The organism is Chromobacterium sp. HL1 (assembly GCF_057418835.1).
Genome location: NZ_CP162399.1, coordinates 1,643,798 through 1,666,849, shown reverse-complemented (window position 1 = coordinate 1,666,849; position 23,052 = coordinate 1,643,798). Strand labels below are relative to the sequence as shown.

The window sequence follows — 23,052 nt, the reverse complement described above, 5'->3', positions numbered from 1 at the left end:
TCCCTCAATGCGCCACGGCGGCGGCGCCGTGTTCGTCTATCAAGCGGCCGGAGGCGAAGCGCTCCAGCGAAAAAGCCGCGTTCAGCGGATGCGGCTGGTCATGAGCGATGGTGTGGGCGAATACGTGGCCGGAACCCGGCGTGGCCTTGAAGCCGCCGGTGCCCCAGCCACAGTTGAAATACAGGCCCTGGATCCGGGTCTTGCCGATGATGGGGCAGGCGTCCGGCGACACGTCCACGATGCCGCCCCACTGCCGGTTCATCCGCAGCCGCGAGAAGGACGGAAACAGCTCGACGATGGCCGCCGCCGTGTGCTCGATCACATGCGGGCTGCCGCGCTGGCCGTAGCCCAGATAGCTGTCTATGCCCGCGCCTATCACCAGTTCGCCCTTGTCCGACTGGCTGATGTAGCCGTGCACCGCGCCGGACATCACCACCGTGTCCAGGCAGGGTTTCAGCGATTCGGACACAAAGGCCTGCAAGGGGTGGCTTTCCAGCGGCAGCCGCAAGCCGGCCATCCGCGCCAGCGTGGAACTGTTGCCGGCGGCCACGCAGCCCACCTTGTCGGCGCGGATCTCGCCGCGCCCGGTTCGCACCCCGCGCACCCGGCCGCCCTCGATCAACAAGCCGGTCACCTCGCATTCCTCGATGATGTCCACGCCCAATTCGCTGGCGGCGCGGGCGAAGCCCCAGGCCACCGCGTCATGGCGCGCCACCCCGCCGCGCGGCTGATAGCTGGCGCCCAGGATCGGATAGCGGACGTCGCCGCCGATGGCGATCAAGGGCACCCGCTCCTTGATCTCGCGCGGGGACAACACCTCGGCGTCCACGCCGTTGAGCAGGTTGGCGTTGACCCGGCGCTCGATGTCGCGCATGTCCTGCAGGCTGTGGCCCAGGTTCATCACTCCGCGCTGGCTGAACATCACATTGAAGTTCAACTCCTGGGACAGGCCCTCCCACAGCTTGAGCGCGTGCTCGTACAGCTGCGAAGACTCGTCCCACAGATAGTTGGAGCGGATGATGGTGGTGTTGCGCGCGGTGTTGCCGCCGCCCAGATAGCCTTTTTCCAGCACCGCCACCTTGCGGACGCCGTACATGCTGGCCAGGTAATAGGCGGTAGCCAGGCCGTGGCCGCCGCCGCCGACGATGATGACGTCGTAGCTGCTTTCCGGCTGCGGACTGCGCCAGGCCGGCTGCCAGCCCTGGTGATGCCCAAGCCCGTGCCGGATCAGGCTCCACAGCGAATATCGGTTTGCCATCTGCGCTCCCGCCGCCGGGCCGCCATGGGCCCGCGCCGCTGCTGTCGAGGTTGAGGAAGGCCTCATTCTCAGGGCGACGCCGCCGGCGCATTTGGCTGGAAAGGACGGCCTCTTGCCCGCACGCGACACGGCGATGTCCAAAATCCACGCAAAGCGGACGCATGGCGGACAGCGCGCGCGCGGGACAAGGCCTAGATTGGCCCGTGCCGCCCCACAAACAGGACACGCCAATGACCTCAGATGCCCCCTCCTACGTGCTCAGCTTCGCCTGCCGCAGCGCCTCCGGCCAGGTGGCCGGCTTCTCCGCCTTGCTGGAACAGCAAGGCTGCTATATCGATGAACTGGCGGTGTTCGACGACGCCCGCAGCCGGCGCTTCTTCGTGCGCTGCGTCTTCCACCCGGAGCGGCCGGACTTCGCCCCGGAACGGCTGGCCGACGGCATGGCGCGGATGAGCGGCCACTATCAAGACCTGCAATGGCGGCTGCACGACCGGCGCCAGCGCGCGCGGGTGCTGATCATGGTGTCCAAACTGGACCACTGCCTGAACGATTTGCTCTATCGCCAGAAGATGGGCGATCTGGACATGACGGTGGCCGCCGTCGTCTCCAATCACCGCGACCTCGCCCCCATCGCCGAGGCCTACGGCCTGCCCTTCCACCACCTGCCGCTCACCCCGGACAACAAGCCGCGCCAGGAAGCCGCGCTGCTGGCGCTGATGGAGGACAGCCGGGCGGAACTGCTGGTGCTGGCCCGCTATATGCAGGTGCTCTCCAGCGCCGCCGCCGCAAAACTGGCCGGCCGCGCCATCAATATCCATCACTCCTTCCTGCCCGGCTTCAAGGGGGCGCGGCCGTATCAGCAGGCGCACGAGCGCGGCGTCAAACTGATAGGCGCCACCGCCCACTACATCACCGACGATCTGGACGAAGGCCCGATCATCGAACAAGTGGTGGAACGGGTGGACCACGCCTACAGCCCGGAGCAATTGCAGGCCGCCGGCCGCGACATGGAGTGCCAGGCGCTGGCGCGCGCGGTGCGCAGCCACTTGGAGCGGCGCGTCTTCATCACCGAGCGGCGCACTGTGGTGTTGCGCTGACAGTTGTTCGCCTGGCAGGAACTTTGTCTATTGCAACGCAACAAAAGCAGGGTACAGTAGCCAGTTATCCGTCATACCAACCAAGAGGTGCCGTATGTGGTCGCAAACAGCCGTCTGGTCCAAGCTCTTCTCCTCCAACCCGGTCGCCGACTACTGGCGCGACGCCTGCGAGCGCAGCATCCTCTACTGGGACGTGCTGCATGACCGCGGCGCGGACTATCTGCAACACGTGCAAAGCGGCAAGCCGCCGGTCTTGGTGTTCGACTACAAAATCATCCTGGACGGCCGCAGCCTGCCGGACCCGGCCAACTACGCGCTGGCCGCCATCCTGCCGCCGGCCGGCTGCCCGGCCACCAATCCGGCGCTGCGCCCCTTCGTGGTGATAGACCCGCGCGCCGGCCATGGCCCCGGCATCGGCGGCTTCAAGATGGACAGCGAAATCGGCATCGCGCTGCAACAGGGCCACCCCTGCTACTTCATCATGTTCTTCCCCCAGCCGGTGCCCAGCCAGACCATAGAAAGCGTCAGCCGCGCCGAATACGTCTTCCTCGGCAAGGTCAGGGAACTGCACCCGGACAGCGACGGCAAGCCCTTCGTCATCGGCAACTGCCAGGGCGGCTGGGCGCTGGCCATGCTGGCCTCGGTGGCGCCGGAGCTGTGCGGCCCCATCCTGCTGGCCGGCACCCCGCTGTCCTACTGGGCCGGCATCACCGGCAAATACCCGATGCGCTACTCCGGCGGCATGCTGGGCGGCACCTGGACCGCCTCCCTGGCCGGCGATCTGGGCAACGGCAAGTTCGACGGCGCCCACCTGGTCAACAACTTTGAAAAGCTGGACCCGGCCAACACCCTGTGGAAGAAGCCCTACAATCTGTACGCCAAGGTGGACACCGAGCGCGAACGCTATCTGGGCTTTGAACGCTGGTGGGGCGGCCACTACCTGCTGAACAAGCAGGAAATGGAATGGATCTCCCAGCAGCTGTTTGTGGGCAACCACCTGGTGGAAGGCAAGATCGTCAGCAGCGACCAGCACCGCGTGGACATGCGCAACATTCGCTCCCCCATCATCGTGTTCGCCTCCTGGGGCGACAACATCACCCCGCCGCAGCAAGCGCTGAACTGGATACCGGACCTGTACGACAACGCGGAAGACATCCGCGACAACGAACAAACCATCATTTACTGCCTGCACAACAAGGTGGGCCACCTGGGCATCTTCGTCTCCGCCGGCATCGCCAACCGCGAACACAGCGAGTTCGCCAGCGCGCTGGACCTGATCGACGTGCTGGCCCCCGGCCTGTACGAGGCCGTCATCGAGGACGTGGCGCCCAACACCCCCGGCCAGGAATACATCAAGGGCCGCTACATCATCCGTTTCGAAGCCCGCGAAGTGGCCGACATCCTGGCGCTGGACGACGGCCGCGAAGACGAACGCGCCTTTGAAGCGGTGCGCCGCGTCTCCGAAATCAACCAGGGCATTTACAACCGCTTCGTTTCCCCGGCCGTGCGCGCCGTCAGCAACGAAGCCAGCGCCCAATGGCTGCGCCAGCTCAACCCGGCGCGGCTGGAACGCACGCTGATCTCCCCGCTCAATCCCTGGCTCGGCTGGCTCAAACCCGCCGCGGAATACGTGCGCGCCCACCGCCAGCCGGTGAGTGCGGACAACCCCTTGTGGCGGTTGCAAGAACAGTGGTCCGGCTGGATGACGCAAAGCCTGGACCGCTACCGCGACCTGCGCGACGCCGCCACCGAACACTGCTTCAAAGCCGTGTACGAATCCCCGTGGCTGGCCTCCGTCGTGGGCGTGCAGCCCGCGCGCGAAGCCCGCGCCGCCCGCTGCGACAGCTGGAACAAACAGGAAAGGCTGCAACTCAAGCGCCAGGTGCTGGACCCCGCTTACGAAAGCGGCTCCCTGGCCGACGGCTTCGTGCGCTTGCTCACCTATGTGGCGATTGGCCGCGGCATCATAGACGAGCGCCCGTTCAACGCCATCCGCCGCATCATGCGCGACATCCGCCACGAATACCCGCTGACCCTGATGGAGCTGAAAGACATCGCCCGCAAACAGGTTTTCCTGGTGCGGCTGGACGAAGCCCGCGCGCTGGCCGGCCTGCCCAAGCTGCTGCCGGAAGAACACCGCCGCCGCCAGGCCTGGCAGCTGGCGCATGAACTGCTGGCGCTCAGCGGCGACATCGCCCCGGAACAACAGCTCAGGCTGGACCAAGCGGCCCACGCGCTGCAACTGGACACGCGCGCGCCGGCGGCGCCGGCCATCCTGCCGCCCGCCGAGCCGGCCATAGCGGCAGCCTCAACCGTTCCCGCCGCGGCCCCCGCCGCCAAGGCCAGCGCGCCCGCCAAGAAAGCGGCGCCGCCGCGCAAGCCGGCCGCCAAAGCCCCGTCCAAGCCCACCGCCGGCAAGCCCAGCGCCGCTGCCGCCAAACCCGCTCCGGCCGCCAAACCCGCCAGCAGCAAACCGGCCGCGGCCAAGCCGGCGCCCGGCAAGCCCCCGGCGGCCAAAACCGCCAAAGCGCCAGCGGGCAAAGCCAGCGTGGTCAAAGCCCCCGCAGCCCAAACCCCGGCCGCGCGCAAACCCGCCGCCGGCAAGGACGCGGCCAAGCCCAAAACGCCGAGCAACTAAGCATCAGCCAGCGCAAAAGCGCCCGGACAGCCAAACCGCCGTCCGGGCGTTTTCATGTTGATATCGCACTGCAACATTTTTGCCTCGCCCCATGTATACAGTCGTTGACTGAACAATACAGCAAACGCTAATATCCTTGCCTGCTGCGGGAGAGAGGGGCATGCGCCCCCGCCGAAGACGCAAACTCCCATAATCGCTCAGGCAACAGTACCGCAGCCCATGGATACCAGCCGATTGGAGAGAGGCCCTAAGCGCCCGTTCATCATCTGCTACGCTTCAGCCAGAGCGCGTCGGATGATGTGACCGGCCCTTAGCCGCCCACCGAAGGGGCAAGTGACACCCGGCAAGGCCCGCACACAGGCCGCGCCCGTCATCTAACTCTCAGGTAAAAGGACAAGGGGAGAGGCAATGCCGGCAGCGCCGCGCCCATGCGCGGCCCGCCGGCCGTGCTCAGAACGTGCTCACGATCTCGCGAGCAAGGACGAGACAAGGCGAAAACAGCTGAGAAAGCGGAATGTACTCGTGGTACATGAGCATTTCGAAGCGGGTTTCAACGCCGTATCGTCGCAGCGCAGCAGATCGTGCACCAGCTCTCAAGGAAAACCCGTGTTCGAAACTCTTGCCCAGGCTGCGCGCCACCTGGCATGGCCCGCCCATTGCCAACCCATTTTCCCACCCGGCTTCGCCGCTCACCTCGGCGCCAGCCTGTTTGACCATTGCAACTACATGCTTACCCTGATCTATCTGATCGCCATCACCGCGGAAGCGATGACCGGCGCGTTGGCGGCCGGCCGCCGCAATATGGACATCTTCGGCGTTACCGTCATCGCCTTCCTCACCGCCCTGGGCGGCGGCACCGTGCGCGACATCGTGCTGGGCCGCTACCCGATAGGCTGGACCCAACACCCGGAATACGTCGGCCTGGTCATCGCCGGCGGCCTGGCCGCCGTGTTCGTGGCCCGCTATATGAAACGCCTGAGCCGCGTCTTCCTGGTGCTGGACGCGCTGGGCCTGATCGCCTTCACCATCATAGGCTGCGGCGTGGCCCAGTCCATGGACTACCACCCGGTGGTGGTGGTGATGGCCGGCATGATCACCGGCATTGCCGGCGGCATCCTGCGCGACGTGCTGTGCAACCGCGTGCCGGTGGTCTTCCGCCAGGAGCTGTACGCCAGCGTCTCCTTCGCCGTGGCCCTGCTCTACCTGGGCCTGATAAAGCTGGGCGTGCCGCACGATCTCAATGTGCTGGCCAGCTTCGCCGTCGGCCTCGCCATCCGCCTGGCCGCCATCTGGCGCGAATGGCGGCTGCCGGTGTTCATGTATCGGCACGACCTGCACTGACTAAGAGCCGCTAACAAAACCGCGCAGCGTACCTGAGCCAAGGCGCGCCGACGCAGGCAGTACAAGTCGTACGATAAGGAGGCGCAACGCAGGATCAGGGGTTTTGTTAGCGGGTCTAAGCGCCTCTGTTTACCGCTGCGCTGCGGCATCAGGCTTGAATCCCCGCCAGCAGCAGAAACAAGGCCGCCTGACTGGACACGCCCAGCTTGGCGTACAGATGGCGGCGGTGCACCTTGGCGGTTTCCAGCGAAATGCCCAGCTCGCGCGCCACGCCCTTGGTGGAGTGGCCGCCGAGTATCAGCAGCGCCACCTCCACCTCCCGCTTGGTCAACGGCGAGGAGCCCTGCGCGCGCAGCGCCTCCTCCAGCTGTCGGCGGCTCTGCCTGCCCGCGTTAGCCGCCGGCTGGCGCAGCCCTTCGTCCATACGCGCGGCCAGCCGCGACAAGGGCAGCAACCAGGGCGCGAACAGATTACAAACGCCCAGTTCCTGCTCGCTGAAGCGGCGTTTGCTGCCCAGCGACAGGGACAGCACGCCCTCCGGCAACACTTGCAGAAACTGGATTTCATCCGCCACCACATTGCGCGAAAAGTAACGGCGAAAGTACTCCGTCTCCCGGAAACGGTCCGGCGCCACCTCGTCCAGCCGGTACACGCCGGCGGCCGGGCGCTTCAGCGCAAAACCGTAAAACGGGTCCAGCAGATACAGGCCGCGCCGGTAGTCGGCGAACAAATCGTCGGCGGCGTAATTGGCCGCGTGATCCGCCAGCACCCACGGCGGCGCCTCCTGGCGAAACAGCACCGCCACCCAGGTATCGAAACTCAGGCGTTCCCGTAGAAACGCGGCCAACCCTTGCCAAAAGGCCGCGTTGTCGACGCCGTCCAACAAGCGCCCCAATTGCTGGTGAAACACCAGATCCGCCACATTCAGCTGCATGCCAGCTACCCCGATCAGGTTAGTCCCGCCTTCCGCTCTAACGCTTTCGCGTGATGTCCGCCGCCAAGGCGACTGACTAGTATGGCTCCAGCCTGCGCGACAAGACCAGCCGTGATGTGAGCGCTTCCCCCACCCCGTCGCGCCGCCTGAACAGGAGTGATCGCCATGCCCATGCAGGATCTGGCCTACTGGCAAGGCCGCGCCGCCGATTTGCGCCCGCCTTGCCTCGCCTTCATCAACGGCCGCTTCGTGCCCGCCGCCGACCGGCGCACCTTCACCGACACCAGCCCCATCCATGGCCGGCCCCTGGCCGAGATCGCCCGCTGCGGCGAGGCCGATGTCGAGCGAGCGGCGCGGGCCGCCCGCGCCAGCTTCGAATCCGGCCTCTGGTCGCGCTGTCACCCGCGCCAGCGCAAGACCGTGCTGCAAAAACTGGCGGTGCTGATCCGCCGGCATGGCGACGAACTGGCGCTGCTGGACTGCCTGGACATCGGCAAGCCCATTGCCGATGCGCTCCATATCGATGTGCCGGGCGCCGCCGGCGTGTTCGACTGGTACGCCGAAGCCGCCGACAAGCTGTACGGCGAGGCCGCCCCCGGCGCCGACGACGCGCTGGCCCTGATCACCCGGGAACCGCTGGGCGTGGCGGCGGCGGTGATCCCGTGGAATTTCCCGCTGGACATGGCCGCGTGGAAGCTGGCGCCGGCGCTGATGGCCGGCAATAGCGTGATCCTGAAGCCGGCCGAGCAATCCCCGCTGTCGGCCTTACGCCTGGCCCAACTGGCCCAAGAGGCCGGCCTGCCGGACGGCGTGCTCAACGTCTTGCCGGGCTACGGCGATGAGGTGGGGCGGCCGCTGGGCCTGCACCCGGACGTGGATTGCCTGAGCTTCACCGGCTCCAGCGAAGTGGGCAAAGCCTTTCTGCGCTACGCGGCGGACTCCAATATGAAAAGAGTGGCGCTGGAGTGCGGCGGCAAAAGCCCCAATCTGGTGTTCGACGACTGCGACCTGGACGCCGCCGCCCGGCGCGCCGCCTTCGGCGTTTTCTTCAATCAGGGCCAGGTGTGCTCGGCCAACTCGCGGCTCTTGCTGCAACGCTCCATTCAAGACGTCTTCCTGGAACGCCTGCTGCGCGAGGCGGCCGCGCTGCAACCGGGCAACCCGCTGGATCCGGCCACCCGCAGCGGCTGCATCGTCGACGCCCGCCAGGCGGAGCGCATCATAGCCCACATCGACCAAGCCCGCCGCCAAGGCGCCCGCCTGCTGTGCGGCGGCGAGCGCTTCAGCCTGGACGGCGGCGACTGCTACATCCGCCCCACCGTCTTCACCGATGTCCGCCCGGACATGGCGCTGGCGCGCGAGGAAGTCTTCGGCCCGGTGTTGGCGGTGATGCCCTTCGACAGCGAAGCCGAGGCCGTGGCCATCGCCAACGACAGCCCTTACGGCTTGGCCGCCTCGGTGTGGACCCGGGACCTGTCGCGCGCCCACCGCGTGGCGCGCCGGCTACGCGCCGGCACCGTCTCGGTCAACACCGTGGACGCGCTGGACCCCGGCCTGCCGTTTGGCGGCTGCAAGCAGTCCGGCTTTGGCCGCGACCTGTCCCTACACGCCATCGACCACTACACCCACCTCAAAACCACCTGGGTGCAATGGCAAAACGAGTAGCCGCCGCCTCGCTGTCAACACAATAAGATAGTAGGAGACCCACCATGCGCACACCGCAAACCCACCTTGCTCCGCCGCCGGCCCCCGCCCTTTTTCGCGCCAGCCTGGGACTCGCCCCGCTGCTCGCCGTCGCCATCGGCCTCGTCGTATCCCAAGGCGTGATGGTGCTGATGCTGCAAGGCGCCGGCATGGCCGGCATCGGCTTTCTGATCCCGCTGAGCCTGGCCTTCCTGCTGGCGCTCTGCTACGCCGTATCCTTCTCCGAGCTGGCGCTGATGATCCCCCGCGCCGGCAGCCTCAGCAGCTACACCGAGGTGGCCCTGGGCCAGTTCCCCGCCATCCTGGCCACCTTTTCCGGCTATGTGGTGGTGGCGATGTTCGCGCTGTCGGCCGAACTCCTGCTGCTCGACCGCATCGTCAACCAGGTCTACCCCGGCGTCTTTCCCCTCAACGGCGTCGCCTACGGCGTGCTGCTGATCTTCACCCTGCTCAATCTGCTGGGCATCGATGTGTTCGCCCGCCTGCAATCGGCGCTGGCCCTGGTGATGATCGTCGCGCTGCTGGCGCTGGGCACCACCGCGCTGAGCGGCGGCGGCCCGCCGGCGCTGGCCCTGGCCGCCAACAGCGACTGGAACCCGCTGGGCGCCGGCGTGCTGACGCTGGGAGCGCTGGCGATCTGGGGCTTTGTCGGCGCGGAATTCACCTGCCCGCTGGTGGAGGAAAGCCGCCGCCCGCAACGCGACATCCCGCTGGCGATGATGCTGGGCCTCAGCGTGATCTTCATCACCATCGCCCTGTACTGCGTGGGCGCGCTCTACCACCTGCCGCGCGCCGCCCTGACCGCCACGCCGCTGCCGCACCTGCAATACGCCACCGCGCTGCTGGGCCAGGCCGGCAAGCTGACCGTGGTGGTGATCGCCTTCACCGCCACCTGCAGCACGCTCAACAGCTCCCTGGCGGCGGTGCCGCGCATGCTGTACGGCATGGCGTGCAACGGCCAGGTCTTTCCCCAGTTCAAACAGCTGAGCCGGCGCTACCGCACCCCATGGGTGGCGGTGCTCTTCGTCGCGCTGATCACCGGCGCGCCGGTGCTGCTGATGGGAGACGACCCCGACACCATAGGCCTGCTGTTGCTGGCGGCGGCCATCGCCTGGCTGCTGGCCTACATCATCTGCCACCTGGACGTGATCGCCCTGCGCCGCCGCTACCCCACGCTGGACCGCCCCTTCAAAACCCCGCTCTATCCGCTGCCGCAATGCCTGGGCATCGTCGGCATGCTGATCGCCATCTACCACGTGTCGCCCAGCCCGGACATGAGCGCCGCCATCTTCGCCAGCGCCGGCCTCGTGCTGGGCCTGGTGTCCTTGATCGCCGTCCTGTGGATCAAGCTGGTGATGCGCAAACCGCTGTTCCGCCCGGAACCGCTGGACCAGGCGCTGACCCGGCACTAGCCAAACGCCTAACGCCGGGCCTGGCCCGGCCTCATCCCCGACAAGGAGACCGTCATGACCGCTTCCACGCTCCACCGCAGCACCCTCGACTACCAGCAACTGGACGCCGCCCACCACATCAACGCCTTTCTAGATCAGAAAGCCCTGAACCAGGAAGGCCCGCGGGTGATGGCCGAGGGCCGGGGCGTGTATCTGTGGGACACCGACGGCAAGCGCTACCTGGACGGCATGTCCGGCCTGTGGTGCACCCAGGTGGGCTACGGCCGGCAGGAGCTGATTGCCGCCGCCACCCGGCAACTGCAACAGCTCAGCTACTACAATGTGTTCTTCCACACCACCCACCCGGCGGTGAACGAACTCTCCGAGCGGCTGTTCTCCCTGCTGCCCGGCGACTACCGTCACGTGATCTACACCAACTCCGGCTCCGAATCCAACGAGTTGCTGATCCGCTGCGTGCGCCGTTATTGGGACGTGATGGGCAAGCCGGACAAGAAAATCTTCATCGGCCGCCACAACGGCTACCACGGCTCCACCGTGGGCAGCGCCAGCCTGGGCGGCATGAAGTTCATGCACGAGATGGGAGACCTGCCCATCCCCGGCGTGGAGCACATCGGCGAGCCGTACTGGTTCGCCCACGGCGGCGGGCTGAGTCCGGAAGCATTTGGCCGTCAATGCGCGCAAGAGCTGGAAGACAAGATTCTGGCGCTGGGCGCCGACAAGGTGGCCGCCTTCGTGGCCGAACCCTTCCAGGGCGCCGGCGGCATGATCTTTCCGCCGGACAGCTATTGGCCGGAAATCCAGCGCATCTGCCGCCAATACGAGGTGCTGCTATGCGCCGACGAGGTGATAGGCGGCTTTGGCCGCACCGGGGAATGGTTCGCCCACCAGCATTTCAACTTTCAGCCGGACACGCTCAGCATCGCCAAGGGTCTGACCTCCGGCTACATCCCCATGGGCGGCCTGGTGCTGTCGCGCCGCATCGGCGAAACGCTGGTGGAGCAAGGCGGCGTCTTCGCCCACGGCCTGACCTACTCCGGCCACCCGGTGGCCGCCGCCGTGGCCCTGGCCAACCTGGGCGTGCTGCAAGACGAAGGACTGGTCGAGCGCGCCAGGACGGACACCGGCCCCTATCTGCAAGCCTGCCTGCGCGAGGTGTTTGGCCAACACCCGCTGGTGGGCGAAATCCAGGGCGCCGGCCTGGTAGCGGCCTTGCAGTTCTGCCGCGACAAAGCCACGCGGCAGCGCTTCGCCGACGAAACCGACATCAGCTGGCGCTGCCGCAGCATAGGCTTTGATGAGGGCGTGATCCTACGCTCCACGCTTGGCCGCATGATCATGGCGCCGGCGCTGGTGATCAGCCGGAGCGAGATCGACGAACTCATAGACAAGACCCGCATCGCCGTGGACCGCACCGCGGAGGAGATGGGCCTGCGCTAGCGGGATGGATGAGCGCGCGGGTAGGCCAGGCGGCTGCCTGGCCTTTTCATTTGAAAACTTGGAAAAAACTTAATAAAGATAAGACCTGCTCACACAGGCTTGCTCGATGCCAGCGCGTCTCCGGCAATATCGGTGATGCTGCGGTCGATCACCTCCCCGCTCTGAGCCTCGGCCATGCGGAGGGCCAGCAGCGCTTTCAAATCTTCAAGCGCCTGGCCCTCGTCGGATGCCGAAGGAAACAGCCGCTCAAGAGCGTACTGCTTGATCGTTTTACCTTGCAACGCGGCCGCCGCCTTGAGAGCCTGGTGCTGCTGCTCGGTCACATCAATGGTCAAACGACTCATGGCCTGTTACTCCAGATAGATAGATCAGTACCACATTATCACAAATGTGTTTTTGTGGATGAACAAACGGTCAAAGTCCCCTCAGAGCCTGTTCAAAGCCTCGCGAGCAAGAGCGAGACAAGGCGGAAACGAGCGAAAAAGCGGAATGTACAAGTGGTACATGAGCATTTTGAGCTCGGTTTCAACGCCGTATCGCCGAAGCGCAGCAGACTTTGAACAGGTTCTTAGGGCGTCCCTCGTCGGCAGCGCCTCCCAATAATTGCAAACACAGCTCACGCACCGCCTCCGCCTTGCGCGTCAGCCTCAAGGCCTGCGGCCAGGCCAGCATGATGGGCAGCCGCGGCACCTCGTCGGCAATGTCCAGGCAGGCCAGCTTGCCGCCGCCGTAAGCCAGGTCCACCTCCGGCCGCAAATTGAGCAAGGCGTAGCCGAAACCCGCCGCCACCAGCCCGCGCGCCAGCTCGAAATTGATGGTGCGCAGCCCCACTTTCGGCTCCAGCCGCTGCTGCCGGAACAAGGACAGGAAATACTCGCGGCTGTGCGGCAGGTCCAGCAGCACCAAGGGCTCCGCCGCCAGCTCCGCCAGCGCCACCTTGCCGCGCCCGGCCAGCGGATGATCCGCCGCCACCAAGGCGTAAGGACGCGCGCCGGACAGCGGCAACTTGTGCAAGCCCTCCGGCAGGCCCAGGTCATAGGCCAAAGCCAGCTCGATCCGCCCGTCCGCCAGCGCCTCCCGCAGCTGCCGGGCGTCGCCCTCCAGCAAATCAACCTCCAGCTCCGGGTGAACGTCGCGCAAAGCGGACAACAGCCGCGGCAGCAAGATGGGCGCGATGGTGGTGAAACAGCCCAGCGTCACCCGGCCGCGCAAGGACTGGCTGATCTCCTGCGCTTGCGGCGTCAAATCCTCCGCCTGCTTCAGCAACTGACGCGCGGCGGCGATGAAGCTGCGCCCGGCCGGCGTCAGCGACACCCCGCGCGCGTGGTGACGCATGAACAGCTGCAGGCCGAACACCTCCTCCAGCTGGGCGATGGCGCTGGACACGCCGGGCTGCGACGTGTGCAGCGCCTTGGCCGCCTCAGTGACGCTGCCGTGATCCGCCACGGCGACCAGATAAGCCAATTGTCTCAGGGTGTATTGCATAATTAAAAATTATCCAATGCAGAAGATATAACTATTTTCCGTATCCAGACTGGCTTCGTAGACTGCCCTTGTCAAGCACGCGACAGGAGGCGTCAAGATGGCAATCGAAACGACAGACACGCTGATCATCGGCGCCGGCCAGGCCGGCATCGCCATCAGCGAACACCTGAGCCGCCACGATGTGCCCCACATCGTGCTGGAACGCCACCGCATCGCCGAACGCTGGCGCAGCCAACGCTGGGATTCGCTGGTCTGCAACGGCCCGGCCTGGCATGACCGCTTTCCCGGCCTGGAATTCGCCGGCCTGGACCCGGACGCCTTCGCGCCCAAGGAACGCGTGGCGGACTACCTGGCCGCCTACGCCCAAAAATTCAACGCGCCCATCCGCACCGGGGTGGAGGTGCTGAAAGTCAGCCGCCACCCGGACCGGTCCGGCTTCATCGTGGAAACCTCGGCCGGCGCCTTCCAGGCCGAACGCGTGGTGGCCGCCACCGGCCCCTTCCAACAGCCAGTCATCCCGGCCATCGCGCCCAAGGACGACGCGCTGACGCAAATCCACTCCGCCCACTACCGCGCGCCGGAACAGCTGCCGGAGGGCGCGGTGCTAGTGGTGGGCGCCGGCTCCTCCGGCGTGCAGATCGCCGACGAACTGCAAAGCGCCGGCAAGCGCGTCTATCTCTCCGTGGGCGCGCACAACCGCCCGCCGCGCGCCTACCGCCAGCGCGACTTCTGCTGGTGGCTGGGCGTATTGGGCGAATGGACCGCCACCGCCCCCAAACCGGACGCCGCCCACGTCACCATCGCCGTCAGCGGCGCGCGCGGCGGCCACACCGTGGACTTCCGCGCGCTGGCGCAACAAGGCCTCACCCTGCTGGGCAGCGCCCAAGCGTTTGAACGCGGCGTGGCCCGTTTCGCCCCGGATCTGGCCGACAACCTCGCCCGCGGCGACGCCAACTACCTGGCCCTGCTGGCGGCGGCGGACGCCTATATCGAACGCAACCGGCTGGACCTGCCGGAGGAGCCGGCCGCGCGCCATATACCGCCGGACCCGGAATGCGTGACCCGCCCCATCCTTGAGCTGGACCTGGCCGCGGCCGGCGTCGCCAGCATCGTCTGGGCCACCGGCTACGCCGCGGATTACAGCTGGCTGCAAGTCCCGGCCTTCAACGAACAAGGCCAGCCGCAACACCTGCGCGGCGTGTCCAGCGAGCCGGGCGTCTATTTCCTGGGCCTGCCCTGGCTGTCTCACCGCGGCTCCTCCTTCCTCTGGGGGGTATGGCACGACGCCCGCTTCATTGCCGACCACATCGCCACCCAGCGCCAATACGCCGCCTACCGCGACGCCGGCCAGCGCGCACAGCCCTAACGGAGCCCGCCATGACCCACACCCGCATCCGCCCGTTCAACACCCGGCAAACCTATCCGGAGCAAAATCTGGACAATGATCTGTGTCAGGCCGTGGTGGCCGGCAATCTCGTCTTCCTGCGCGGCCAGATCGGCCAGGACCTGGACAGCCGCGAATCCGTAGGCATAGGCGACGTGGCCGCCCAGGCCGAACAAGCGATGGCCAATGTGAAACTGCTGCTGGAAGAAGCCGGCAGCGAGCTGGGCGACATCTGCAAGATCGTGATCTACCTCACCGACCCGCGCTACCGCGAAGCCGTTTATCTAGTGGTGGGCCGATGGCTGAAAGGCGTCTACCCGGTGTCCACCGGCCTGGTGGTGTCGGCGCTGGCGCGCCCGGAATGGCTGGTGGAAATCGACGTTACCGCCGTCATCCCCGAGGAGCGCCGCCGATGACCTTCTCCATCGCGGCCCGCTGCCGGGACAGCGGCATGGTGGGCGTCGCCATCGCCTCCTCCAGCATCTGCGTGGCCAGCCGTTGCGCCCATGTGCGCGCCGGCGTGGGCGCCGCGCTGAGCCAGAACGTCAGCAACCCGCTGCTGGGCCCGCTGGCGCTGGAACGGATGGCGACGGGCGGCGCGGACGAAGCGCTGCGCGCCGGCCTGCTGGCGGCGGACCCTCACCTGGAGTGGCGGCAACTGGTGCTGGCCCCGCTTCAAGGCCGCCCGCAAGTCATCACTGGCCGGCACGCGCTGGGCCTGCATGGCGCCGCCATTGGCCGCGACTGCGCCGCCGGCGGCAACCTGCTGGCCACGGCCGAGCTGCCCCAAGCCATGGTGGCCGCCTACGAAGCCGCCGGCGGCGGCCTGCCGGAACGCCTGCTGGCGGCGCTGCAAGCCGCGGTGGACGCCGGCGGAGAAGCCGGCCCCATCCATTCCGCCGGCCTGCTGGCCACAGCCGATACCGCATGGCCGGCCATCAATCTGCGCATAGACTGGAGCGACGGTCAGCCGGTGGCGGAACTGGCCGAGCTATGGCGCCGCTACCAGCCGCAGATGGACGCCTATCTTGCCCGGGCGCTGACCCCGCAGCATGCGCCCAGCTACGGCGTGGCGGGAGACCCATGATGCAACGCTACAGCTCGTTGGCCATGCTGGAGCGGCTGGTCGGCTTCGACACCGTCAGCCACCGCTCCAACCTGGAACTGATCCACTTCGTGCGCGACTACCTGGCCGGCTGGGGCATCTCCAGCCAGCTGATCCGCAGCGAAGACGGCGGCAAGGCCAACCTCTACGCCACCATCGGCCCCGCGGACCGGGGCGGCGTGATGCTGGCCGGCCACACCGACGTGGTGCCGGTGGACGGCCAAGCCTGGAACGGCGATCCCTTCCGCCTCCAAATACGGAAGCAGCGCGCCTACGGCCGCGGCAGCGCCGACATGAAAGGCTTCATCGCCGCCGTGCTGGCCGCCGTGCCGGACTTCGCCGCCGCCGGGCTCTGCACCCCGCTGCACATCGCGCTGAGCTACGACGAAGAAATCGGCTGCATCGGCGTGCGCCGGCTGCTGGACGTGCTGGGCGGGCTGCCGGCTCTCCCCAGAATGGCCATCGTCGGCGAACCCACCCTCATGCGCGTGGTGGCCGCCCACAAGGGCAAGCTCGCCTACCATGTGCGCCTGCGCGGCAAGGCCGGCCATTCCAGCCTGCCCCAGGCCGGCGTCAATGCCGTGGAATACGCGGCGGAACTCATCGTCTTCATCCGCCAACTGGCGCGCCGGCGCGCGGAGGAAGGCCCGTTCGACCCGCTCTACCCCGCGCCCCACACCACCCTGCACGTGGGCGCCATGCGCGGCGGCACCGCGCTCAATATCATCCCCGAGCACGGCGAGTTCGAATTTGAAATCCGCCACCTGCCGGAAGACGAGCCGCAAACGCTGCTGAACGCCATCATGGACTTTGCCCGCCAACAACTGCTGCCCGCCATGCGCGCGGTGGACCCCGACGCCGACATCGTCTTCACCGAACGCAGCGCCTACCCCGGCCTGCTCACCGCACCGGACGCCGACGTGGTGCGCTTCGCGCAATCGCTGCTGGGCGACGCCCGCGCGCCGGCCAAGGTTTCCTTCGGCACCGAAGCCGGGCTGTTCTCCCAGCAAGCCGGCATCCCCGCCGTGGTGCTGGGCCCCGGCAGCATCGCCCAGGCGCACCAGCCGGACGAATGGCTGGCGCTGGAACAACTGAGCGCCTGCGACAAGCTGCTCGACGCCCTGCGGCGGCGGCTGAGCGAGCCCGTGCCCTGACCCTAATCTGGCCGCGTCGGAACCTTCCTGCGCTTGCGGGGGCCTACCACGCTTACATCCCGTTCCGGAAAGCCCCGCATGAACCCCGATACCCCACAGGCCCAGCGTCTGAACGCCGCCATCGCCTGGGCGCACAGCCGCCCGGACGTGGACGCGCTGATCCTCACCGGCTCCTTTGCCCGCGATGATGGCAGCGCCGACATCCATTCCGATCTGGACCTGGAAATCATCGGCCCGAACCCGGCAGCGCTGGCCGCGGACGACGGCTGGCTGCGCGACATCGGCCCCCTGCTCACCGTGCTGCGCCTGGGCGAAGGCCAAGCCTGGCCCACCCGCCTGGCCATCTACGGCGACGGCGTCAAAATCGACTTCACCCTGGCCGGCCCCGCCCGGCTGCACGCCATGCGCGAGCATGGGCTGGACCCGCTGTACCAGCGCGGCTACCGCGTGCTGCTGGACAAAACCGGCGCGGCCCAAGGCCTGTCCGCGCCGCAAAGCCGCCCCACCGCGCCGGCCCTACCCAGCGAGGAGCGCTTCCGCGAACGGGTGGAGGAATTCTGGTTCGAGGCCTTTCACATCCCCACATACCTGGCGCGCGGCGAGCTGTTCGTCGTCAAACTCCGCGACTGGACCATGAAGGAACTGCTGCTGGAAATGCTGGAATGGCACGCCCATAGCCGCCCCGGCATGGCGGCGGACTGCTGGCATATCGGCACCCGGCTGCAACACTGGGCCGAGCCTGAACACTGGCAGGCGCTGCATCAAGCCTTTGGCCGCTTCGACGCCGCCGACGCCGAACGCGCCTTCCACGCCACGCTGCGGCTATACAGCCAAGTGGCTCGCGAAGTGGCCGCCCGCGCCGGCTTTGACTACCCGGCAGCGGTGGAAGCCGGCATCCGCGACTTGATCCGCGCGCCGGCGTAAAGCAACGATCCCACGATGCCCCCCTCCCACGCGCCGCGCCAGGCGGGGATTGTTTGTTGGGATTGACCTTTGGCCATGGTTAGATAGAATCCTCTATCTTTCAGGCGTTCGCTTCCGTCCGCCTGTCTTCAGTCCAGCCACGCGCCTCCTCGCAGCGGAAGCGCGCCAGCCAAGCCATACAGCCAAGCGCCGCGTCCCCCGCGGCCAGATACTTTGTCAGGAACAAGATGCGTATCCACGCCCTTCTGCTGCCGCTAGCGCTATATAGCGCGGCGGTCTCCGCGGATTCACTCTCCCCCTCTCACCCGGCTTTTACCCAAATACACAAGGCCATGACGGACAGTTTGCGCATGCAGCAACAACTGATGCGGATGCCAAACCCGCCCGATATGTTCAAGAGAGAGAACAAAGAAGCATCGCCGCCTCAGGACGAGGTGGAGAAGGTTGATCGCCGGCAGGCTAAGCCGGTGATGACGCCGCAACCGCAACCACGCCCTGATGAGCAGGCGGATAGCGAATAACAAGCTCTGTCCCAATTGGCCGCTTCGACGCAGCCGACGCCAAACGCATCCTCCACGCCATCTTGCAGTTGCACAGCCAAGTGGCCGCCCGCGCCGGAAGCAGTGGAAACCGACACCTGCGGCTTGAATCACGCGCCGGCACAAACCCGCGACCACCACGCCTTGACCCTGCCCGCATAGTCGGCGACAATCCCCGCGTGCCGCAAAAAACGGCACCGAGATTGGCATCTCGCAGCGCGTCAACAGCAGGCATGTACGTTCACGTACATGCTTGTGTTTTGCCATGACCTGACGGCAGGTGCATGGTGGGAGAGCGCTATGCGCTCGCCGTTGACGTGCCGGTAATGCCAATCCCATCACGCGCCTGCCAAATCCATTCCTGGATAGGCAGCTTGTTAATCTTGTTTCATCGCAGGAGTAACGACATGCCGCAATCTCTCTTTCCGCGCCGACGGCGCTACCGCACCCCGGCCCTAGAAACCCAGGAAATCCTGCTGCCCTTCGTCAGCTACCTTCCCGGACGCACCTACCCGCATTACTGGCACATGCCGTCCGCGCCGGCCACCCCCGCCCAGGCCCAGGCCTACGGCCGGGAATGCGCCGCCCATCTGCTGCAATGGCTCAAGGACAACCCGGCTTACGTGGGCCAGGGCCTGCTCAGCCGCATCGCCCGCGACATCGACTTCAGCCGCACCGAGCAGCGCGGCTACTGGCTGGGCTTTTTCAACCACCTTGAGCGGCTGATCTCGCTCAGCGCAAGGCGGATGAATGTCTACGCCTACACCGACCATCAGCACCGGATGATGGACGCGCAGGTGGAGCGCTCCTTGCTGGAGCGACAGGTGTTGAAGAAGAGTCCGTAAAGGGAGGCCCCCGGCGGGAGCCGGGGGCATGGGCTTACACGGCGTCCTGCCCAAACAAGCATCCAACGGCCATGCGACAGCTAGCTCGCCGATACGCACATTGCTGCTGAGCAATAAAAAAAGCCGGTCTTTAAGACCGGCTTTTTCATTTGCTCGACATCTATGCATACGCAAAAAGCCCCATACGGGGCTTTTTTATTGCAGCGATAATGCTTAGAGCGGCTGGATCGCGGTTGCAGCCGGGCCTTTCTGGCCCATTGCTCGGGTGTAGCTTACTTTTTGACCTTCATGCAGGGACTTGAAGCCGTCTGCGCGAATTTCGGAAAAGTGAGCGAAAAGATCATCGCCGCCATTGTCCGGGGTAATAAAGCCAAAACCTTTTGCGTCATTGAAAAATTTAACGATACCAGTTTCCATAATTCACTCCTTGGTGTTCAGATTAAGGGCAATAAATTGCCTGAAAGCATGATAGTCAAGGAATAGATAAGGAAACAAAGCAGACCAACTTGTATGGACAACTGAGGTATCGATAGATATAGCGCTTGAAAATCGCGACAAGAATACTCGCAAAACACCGGCTTGGTCAATAGCAATATTTGAATTTTGCAATTTGAGCAGGAATTTGTTGCCAAAAAGCGAGCAGTAGCCAAAGACAAACCGCGCTGGGTTTGCTAGATGTGGGCATGGCTTCATCCCCACAACCGTGGGAAACACTGGGCGGCAGCCGGCCTGCTGACACGCGGGGGCGGTTCACCCCCACCCCGTGGGGAACACATCAGTTGCTCAGAGAGGTCATCTGGCAAGTCCGGTTCATTCCGATACCAAAGCCAGCAACGCCAACCACAGGCTTTGGCCTCACTGCACACCAGTTGCTCCAGAGATTGCCAGGCCCCATTGCTAACCGCTTTGATTCCAAAACGGTTTTCACTCAATAATGATTAAGCACCGTGCAGGAATACGTGAAATTCGCCTGTACGTATGGCAAGCCTTCAGAGGAGTGCCCACGCAGGAAGTGGCGTCCTGCCTGCGCGGTGCTTCCTCCTTTACTACGGCGAACGCGTCACCCCACACCCGTGGGGAACACAAGGACGGCGAGCAGGGCAGCGGCAATGGCGGCGGTTCAGCCCCACACCCGTGGGGAACACATCGACAACCCCAAGCGCGACCGCATCGAAACCGGTTCATCCCCACACCCGTGGGGAACACGCTGTTCCAGACCGTCAAAGACGGTGTGACCTCCGGTTCATCCCCACACCCGTGGGGAACACATTCATTTCAGCCTCCTGAAACTCAAGCCGGGCGGTTCATCCCCACACCCGTGGGGAACACACCCGTTATCAAAGTAAGCATGATTAAGTTGTCGGTTCATCCCCACACCCGTGGGGAACACGGACCGCGACACGGGCCTTTTCCTGTGTCCCGAGGTTCATCCCCACACCCGTGGGGAACACGGTCGATCTGTAGCTTGGGCCGCCTGCGGCAACGGTTCATCCCCACACCCGTGGGGAACCCGTGACCGACTTTCGCAATATGGTTGCGCACTACGGTTCATCCCCACACCCGTGGGGAACACCGCAAGAGCAAACAACCCAGCAACAGCGCCAGCGGTTCATCCCCACACCCGTGGGGAACACATCTGTCTGCTCTGGCAAATTCAAAACTGTTGCGGTTCATCCCCACACCCGTGGGGAACACGTCAGACATGCGGCGATTGATAATCCAAATTTCGGTTCATCCCCACACCCGTGGGGAACACCACAGCGCGATAGCGCGGCTCATCACCACGCTCGGTTCATCCCCACACCCGTGGGGAACACAAGATCGCCGATCAGGCCACGACTGACACCAGCGGTTCATCCCCACACCCGTGGGGAACACTCAGCCTGCGCATTCACCAACACAGCTTGGGGCGGTTCATCCCCACACCCGTGGGGAACACACCCGAGGGCCTCTTTCTTGGTCTGCTACCAACGGTTCATCCCCACACCCGTGGGGAACACTCACATTGAAGAGAGGTTAGGCATGGCGGTGACGGTTCATCCCCACACCCGTGGGGAACACCACGCCGCCCATCGGCTCCATGAACCGGATCGGCGGTTCATCCCCACACCCGTGGGGAACACGTGCTGGATATCCCAAGAGGCGTCGCCCAGGTCGGTTCATCCCCACACCCGTGGGGAACACCAGCGAAACAGCGGCGCAAAACCAATCAAAATCGGTTCATCCCCACACCCGTGGGGAACACTAGTGTTGTAGTTGGTGCCGGCTCTGCCCCAGCGGTTCATCCCCACACCCGTGGGGAACACATCCGCTGGCGTGATGCGCAGCGCGGTAAGACCGGTTCATCCCCACACCCGTGGGGAACACGCAAAAGGACGATGCCGTAACTTCCAAATTGTCGGTTCATCCCCACACCCGTGGGGAACACCCAATCAGCGCGCCAAGAATTATTGTTCCATCCGGTTCATCCCCACACCCGTGGGGAACACACCATTTACAAGAGATTGATTTTAAATACGAAAAATGACACCCAAAAAGCCACCAACTTTTATCGCTTGCTAGCCGGGTTCTCGCGGTGCGGGAAATGAGGCCGATGCCTCGACGGCGTCATCGGTTGGCAGAGGTAGAAAAGAAACCAGCTGTGCGCCGTCGAAAGCCACCGGCATGCGGCGGTTGACGCCCAGGGTGACAAAATCGAAGCCGGCTTCATTGACGGTTTGCCAGGCCATGACGGCATTGCCGTCTTCCAGCCCGGTTTCCACTTGCTGCCACAAGTAGTCGCGAATCTTGCGATTGTAAGCGCCCACATAAACGCCGGCGCGGATTTCCAGCAGCCAGATGGCCAGCCGGCCGCGCAGTCTGGGGGGAGCGTTTTCAAGTACGATGACCAGCATCTCCCAACCCTTCCTCCTCAGGGAAAGCGGCTTCCACCACGCCCTGCTGCTGCAGCGCGTCCAGACCACCGGCCGCCAGCAGCGTTTCAATGTCCGGGATGATGCGCTCCAACAGCCTGGTTTTGCGGAACATGTCGCGGCAGCGCTGCCTCACTTCCCGCTCCACATTTGCCGACGGCTTGGCCGCCACCGCAAACGCCACCGGCGCCACGGTTTCAAATTTGTAGATGTCGGCCACATCGTATACGAAGGACAGCGGCTTGCCGCTGTGGATGAAGCCGATGGCGGGAGCGTAGCCGGCGGCCAGCACCGCCGCTTCGGCCACGCCATACAGGCAGGCGGTGGCGGCCGACAGGCAGCGGTTGGGGACATCGGCCTGGTCCCAGTCTTCACGGTCGTAATTGCGCGCCCGCCATTTCACGCCATAGTGCTGGGCCAGTTGCTGGTATAGGGCGCGCACCCGCGCGCCTTCAATGCCGCGCAATTGCTCCACGCTGCGCCGTTGCGGCGGTTCCTCTCCAAACCGGCGGCGGTACATTTCCCGCACCACTTTGAGCCGGGCGTCGTCGTCCAGCGCCAGCCGGGCCTGATAGAGCAGGCGATCGGCCCGCGCGCCGCCGGGCTGGCCGGCGGAATAGAGCCGGACGCCGGCCTCGCCCACCCACACCAGCAGCGTGCCCACTTGGGCTGCCAGCTTGCAGGCGGCGTGGGAGGCGCGGACGCCGGGTTCCAGCATCAGGCAGGCCACGCCGCCCACCGGGATGTGGGTGCGCACGCCGCCCGCGTCCACGGCGACAAAGGCGCCGTCCAGCACGTCCAACTGACAGCGTTCGACAAACAGCACCGACAGCCGCTCCTTGATGGGGAGCGGCTTGAGCGGCGGCAGCCATTGCGCCATCGC

General features: G+C 65.5%; 21 protein-coding genes, 1 CRISPR repeat array and 2 riboswitches. Of the genes, 13 read left to right on the top strand and 8 right to left on the bottom strand.

Annotated features, from left to right (window positions below; genetic code table 11):
- Positions 1-4 precede the first annotated feature (4 nt).
- A complete protein-coding gene (locus AB1Z25_RS07785) occupies positions 5-1,258 on the bottom strand; it encodes a sarcosine oxidase subunit beta family protein (RefSeq protein ID WP_486636957.1) in 1,254 nt (417 codons plus the stop codon).
- Positions 1,259-1,488: 230 nt separating this feature from the next.
- On the opposite strand from AB1Z25_RS07785, the gene purU reads away from it, so the two are divergent.
- Both purU and AB1Z25_RS07775 read left to right on the top strand, forming a co-directional pair.
- Positions 1,489-2,355, top strand: coding sequence for a formyltetrahydrofolate deformylase (gene purU, locus AB1Z25_RS07780; RefSeq protein WP_235089152.1), 867 nt, complete (start codon positions 1,489-1,491; stop codon positions 2,353-2,355).
- A gap of 94 nt (positions 2,356-2,449) precedes the next feature.
- Complete coding sequence (locus AB1Z25_RS07775) at positions 2,450-4,993, top strand: DUF3141 domain-containing protein (RefSeq protein ID WP_486636956.1); 2,544 nt, start codon at positions 2,450-2,452, stop codon at positions 4,991-4,993.
- A 136-nt stretch (positions 4,994-5,129) separates the two neighbouring features.
- Positions 5,130-5,216: riboswitch (glycine riboswitch) on the top strand.
- Between the two features lies 1 nt (position 5,217).
- Positions 5,218-5,400: riboswitch (glycine riboswitch) on the top strand.
- A 43-nt stretch (positions 5,401-5,443) separates the two neighbouring features.
- Here AB1Z25_RS07775 and AB1Z25_RS07770 read toward each other — a convergent pair.
- Positions 5,444-5,710 carry a hypothetical protein gene (locus AB1Z25_RS07770; protein ID WP_486636955.1) on the bottom strand — a complete coding sequence of 89 codons (267 nt, stop codon included), beginning with the start codon at positions 5,708-5,710 and terminating at the stop codon, positions 5,444-5,446.
- 9 nt (positions 5,711-5,719) lie between these two features.
- On the opposite strand from AB1Z25_RS07770, the gene AB1Z25_RS07765 reads away from it, so the two are divergent.
- Complete coding sequence (locus AB1Z25_RS07765) at positions 5,720-6,334, top strand: trimeric intracellular cation channel family protein (protein WP_107801818.1); 615 nt, start codon at positions 5,720-5,722, stop codon at positions 6,332-6,334.
- A gap of 148 nt (positions 6,335-6,482) precedes the next feature.
- Here the strand turns inward: AB1Z25_RS07765 and AB1Z25_RS07760 are convergent, their stop codons facing one another.
- Complete coding sequence (locus tag AB1Z25_RS07760; RefSeq protein WP_486636954.1) at positions 6,483-7,268, bottom strand: LuxR C-terminal-related transcriptional regulator; 786 nt, start codon at positions 7,266-7,268, stop codon at positions 6,483-6,485.
- 165 nt (positions 7,269-7,433) lie between these two features.
- Here AB1Z25_RS07760 and AB1Z25_RS07755 point away from each other — a divergent pair, with 165 nt between their 5' ends.
- The 3 genes from AB1Z25_RS07755 to AB1Z25_RS07745 are packed head-to-tail and all read left to right on the top strand — an operon-like array spanning position 7,434 to position 11,821.
- A complete protein-coding gene (locus AB1Z25_RS07755) occupies positions 7,434-8,933 on the top strand; it encodes an aldehyde dehydrogenase (protein ID WP_486636953.1) in 1,500 nt (499 codons plus the stop codon).
- Positions 8,934-8,977: 44 nt separating this feature from the next.
- Positions 8,978-10,384, top strand: coding sequence for an APC family permease (locus AB1Z25_RS07750; RefSeq protein ID WP_486636952.1), 1,407 nt, complete (start codon positions 8,978-8,980; stop codon positions 10,382-10,384).
- 54 nt (positions 10,385-10,438) lie between these two features.
- Positions 10,439-11,821, top strand: a complete 1,383-nt coding sequence (locus AB1Z25_RS07745; protein WP_486636951.1) for an aspartate aminotransferase family protein — start codon at positions 10,439-10,441, stop codon at positions 11,819-11,821.
- Between the two features lie 89 nt (positions 11,822-11,910).
- Here AB1Z25_RS07745 and AB1Z25_RS07740 read toward each other — a convergent pair whose 3' ends face one another.
- Both AB1Z25_RS07740 and AB1Z25_RS07735 read right to left on the bottom strand, forming a co-directional pair.
- Positions 11,911-12,165: a type II toxin -antitoxin system TacA 1-like antitoxin gene (locus AB1Z25_RS07740; RefSeq protein WP_486636950.1), complete on the bottom strand. Its 255-nt coding sequence runs from the start codon at positions 12,163-12,165 to the stop codon at positions 11,911-11,913.
- A gap of 181 nt (positions 12,166-12,346) precedes the next feature.
- Complete coding sequence (locus AB1Z25_RS07735; RefSeq protein WP_486636949.1) at positions 12,347-13,306, bottom strand: LysR family transcriptional regulator; 960 nt, start codon at positions 13,304-13,306, stop codon at positions 12,347-12,349.
- Between the two features lie 97 nt (positions 13,307-13,403).
- On the opposite strand from AB1Z25_RS07735, the gene AB1Z25_RS07730 reads away from it, so the two are divergent.
- The 7 genes from AB1Z25_RS07730 to AB1Z25_RS07700 all read left to right on the top strand — a co-directional run bounded on the left by AB1Z25_RS07730 (position 13,404) and on the right by AB1Z25_RS07700 (position 19,257).
- The gene (locus AB1Z25_RS07730; protein WP_486636948.1) at positions 13,404-14,672 is read left to right on the top strand and encodes a flavin-containing monooxygenase; all 1,269 of its coding nucleotides are present in this window, start codon (positions 13,404-13,406) and stop codon (positions 14,670-14,672) included.
- A gap of 11 nt (positions 14,673-14,683) precedes the next feature.
- Positions 14,684-15,106, top strand: coding sequence for a RidA family protein (locus AB1Z25_RS07725; protein WP_107799515.1), 423 nt, complete (start codon positions 14,684-14,686; stop codon positions 15,104-15,106).
- A complete protein-coding gene (locus AB1Z25_RS07720) occupies positions 15,103-15,777 on the top strand; it encodes a DUF1028 domain-containing protein (protein ID WP_486636947.1) in 675 nt (224 codons plus the stop codon). Before AB1Z25_RS07725 ends, AB1Z25_RS07720 begins: the two co-directional genes overlap by 4 nt.
- The gene (gene argE / locus AB1Z25_RS07715) at positions 15,777-16,949 is read left to right on the top strand and encodes an acetylornithine deacetylase (protein WP_486636946.1); all 1,173 of its coding nucleotides are present in this window, start codon (positions 15,777-15,779) and stop codon (positions 16,947-16,949) included. Before AB1Z25_RS07720 ends, argE begins: the two co-directional genes overlap by 1 nt.
- Before the next feature lie 78 nt (positions 16,950-17,027).
- Positions 17,028-17,873 carry an aminoglycoside 6-adenylyltransferase gene (locus AB1Z25_RS07710; RefSeq protein WP_486636945.1) on the top strand — a complete coding sequence of 282 codons (846 nt, stop codon included), beginning with the start codon at positions 17,028-17,030 and terminating at the stop codon, positions 17,871-17,873.
- 350 nt (positions 17,874-18,223) lie between these two features.
- Entirely contained in the window at positions 18,224-18,394 is a 171-nt protein-coding gene (locus AB1Z25_RS07705) for a hypothetical protein (RefSeq protein WP_486636944.1), read from the top strand.
- 425 nt (positions 18,395-18,819) lie between these two features.
- Entirely contained in the window at positions 18,820-19,257 is a 438-nt protein-coding gene (locus tag AB1Z25_RS07700; RefSeq protein ID WP_486636943.1) for a hypothetical protein, read from the top strand.
- 213 nt (positions 19,258-19,470) lie between these two features.
- On the opposite strand, the gene AB1Z25_RS07695 is transcribed toward AB1Z25_RS07700, so the two are convergent.
- From AB1Z25_RS07695 to cas1e, 3 genes are all read right to left on the bottom strand, one after another.
- Positions 19,471-19,674, bottom strand: coding sequence for a cold-shock protein (locus AB1Z25_RS07695; RefSeq protein ID WP_107799522.1), 204 nt, complete (start codon positions 19,672-19,674; stop codon positions 19,471-19,473).
- A 699-nt stretch (positions 19,675-20,373) separates the two neighbouring features.
- A CRISPR array of direct repeats spans positions 20,374-21,746; the repeat unit is 29 nt; unit sequence CGGTTCATCCCCACACCCGTGGGGAACAC.
- 69 nt (positions 21,747-21,815) lie between these two features.
- Positions 21,816-22,151 (bottom strand): type I-E CRISPR-associated endoribonuclease Cas2e, encoded by a 336-nt coding sequence (gene cas2e, locus AB1Z25_RS07690; RefSeq protein WP_486636942.1) that lies wholly within the window; start codon positions 22,149-22,151, stop codon positions 21,816-21,818.
- Positions 22,132-23,049: a type I-E CRISPR-associated endonuclease Cas1e gene (gene cas1e, locus AB1Z25_RS07685; protein ID WP_486636941.1), complete on the bottom strand. Its 918-nt coding sequence runs from the start codon at positions 23,047-23,049 to the stop codon at positions 22,132-22,134. Before cas1e ends, cas2e begins: the two co-directional genes overlap by 20 nt.
- Positions 23,050-23,052 lie beyond the last annotated feature (3 nt).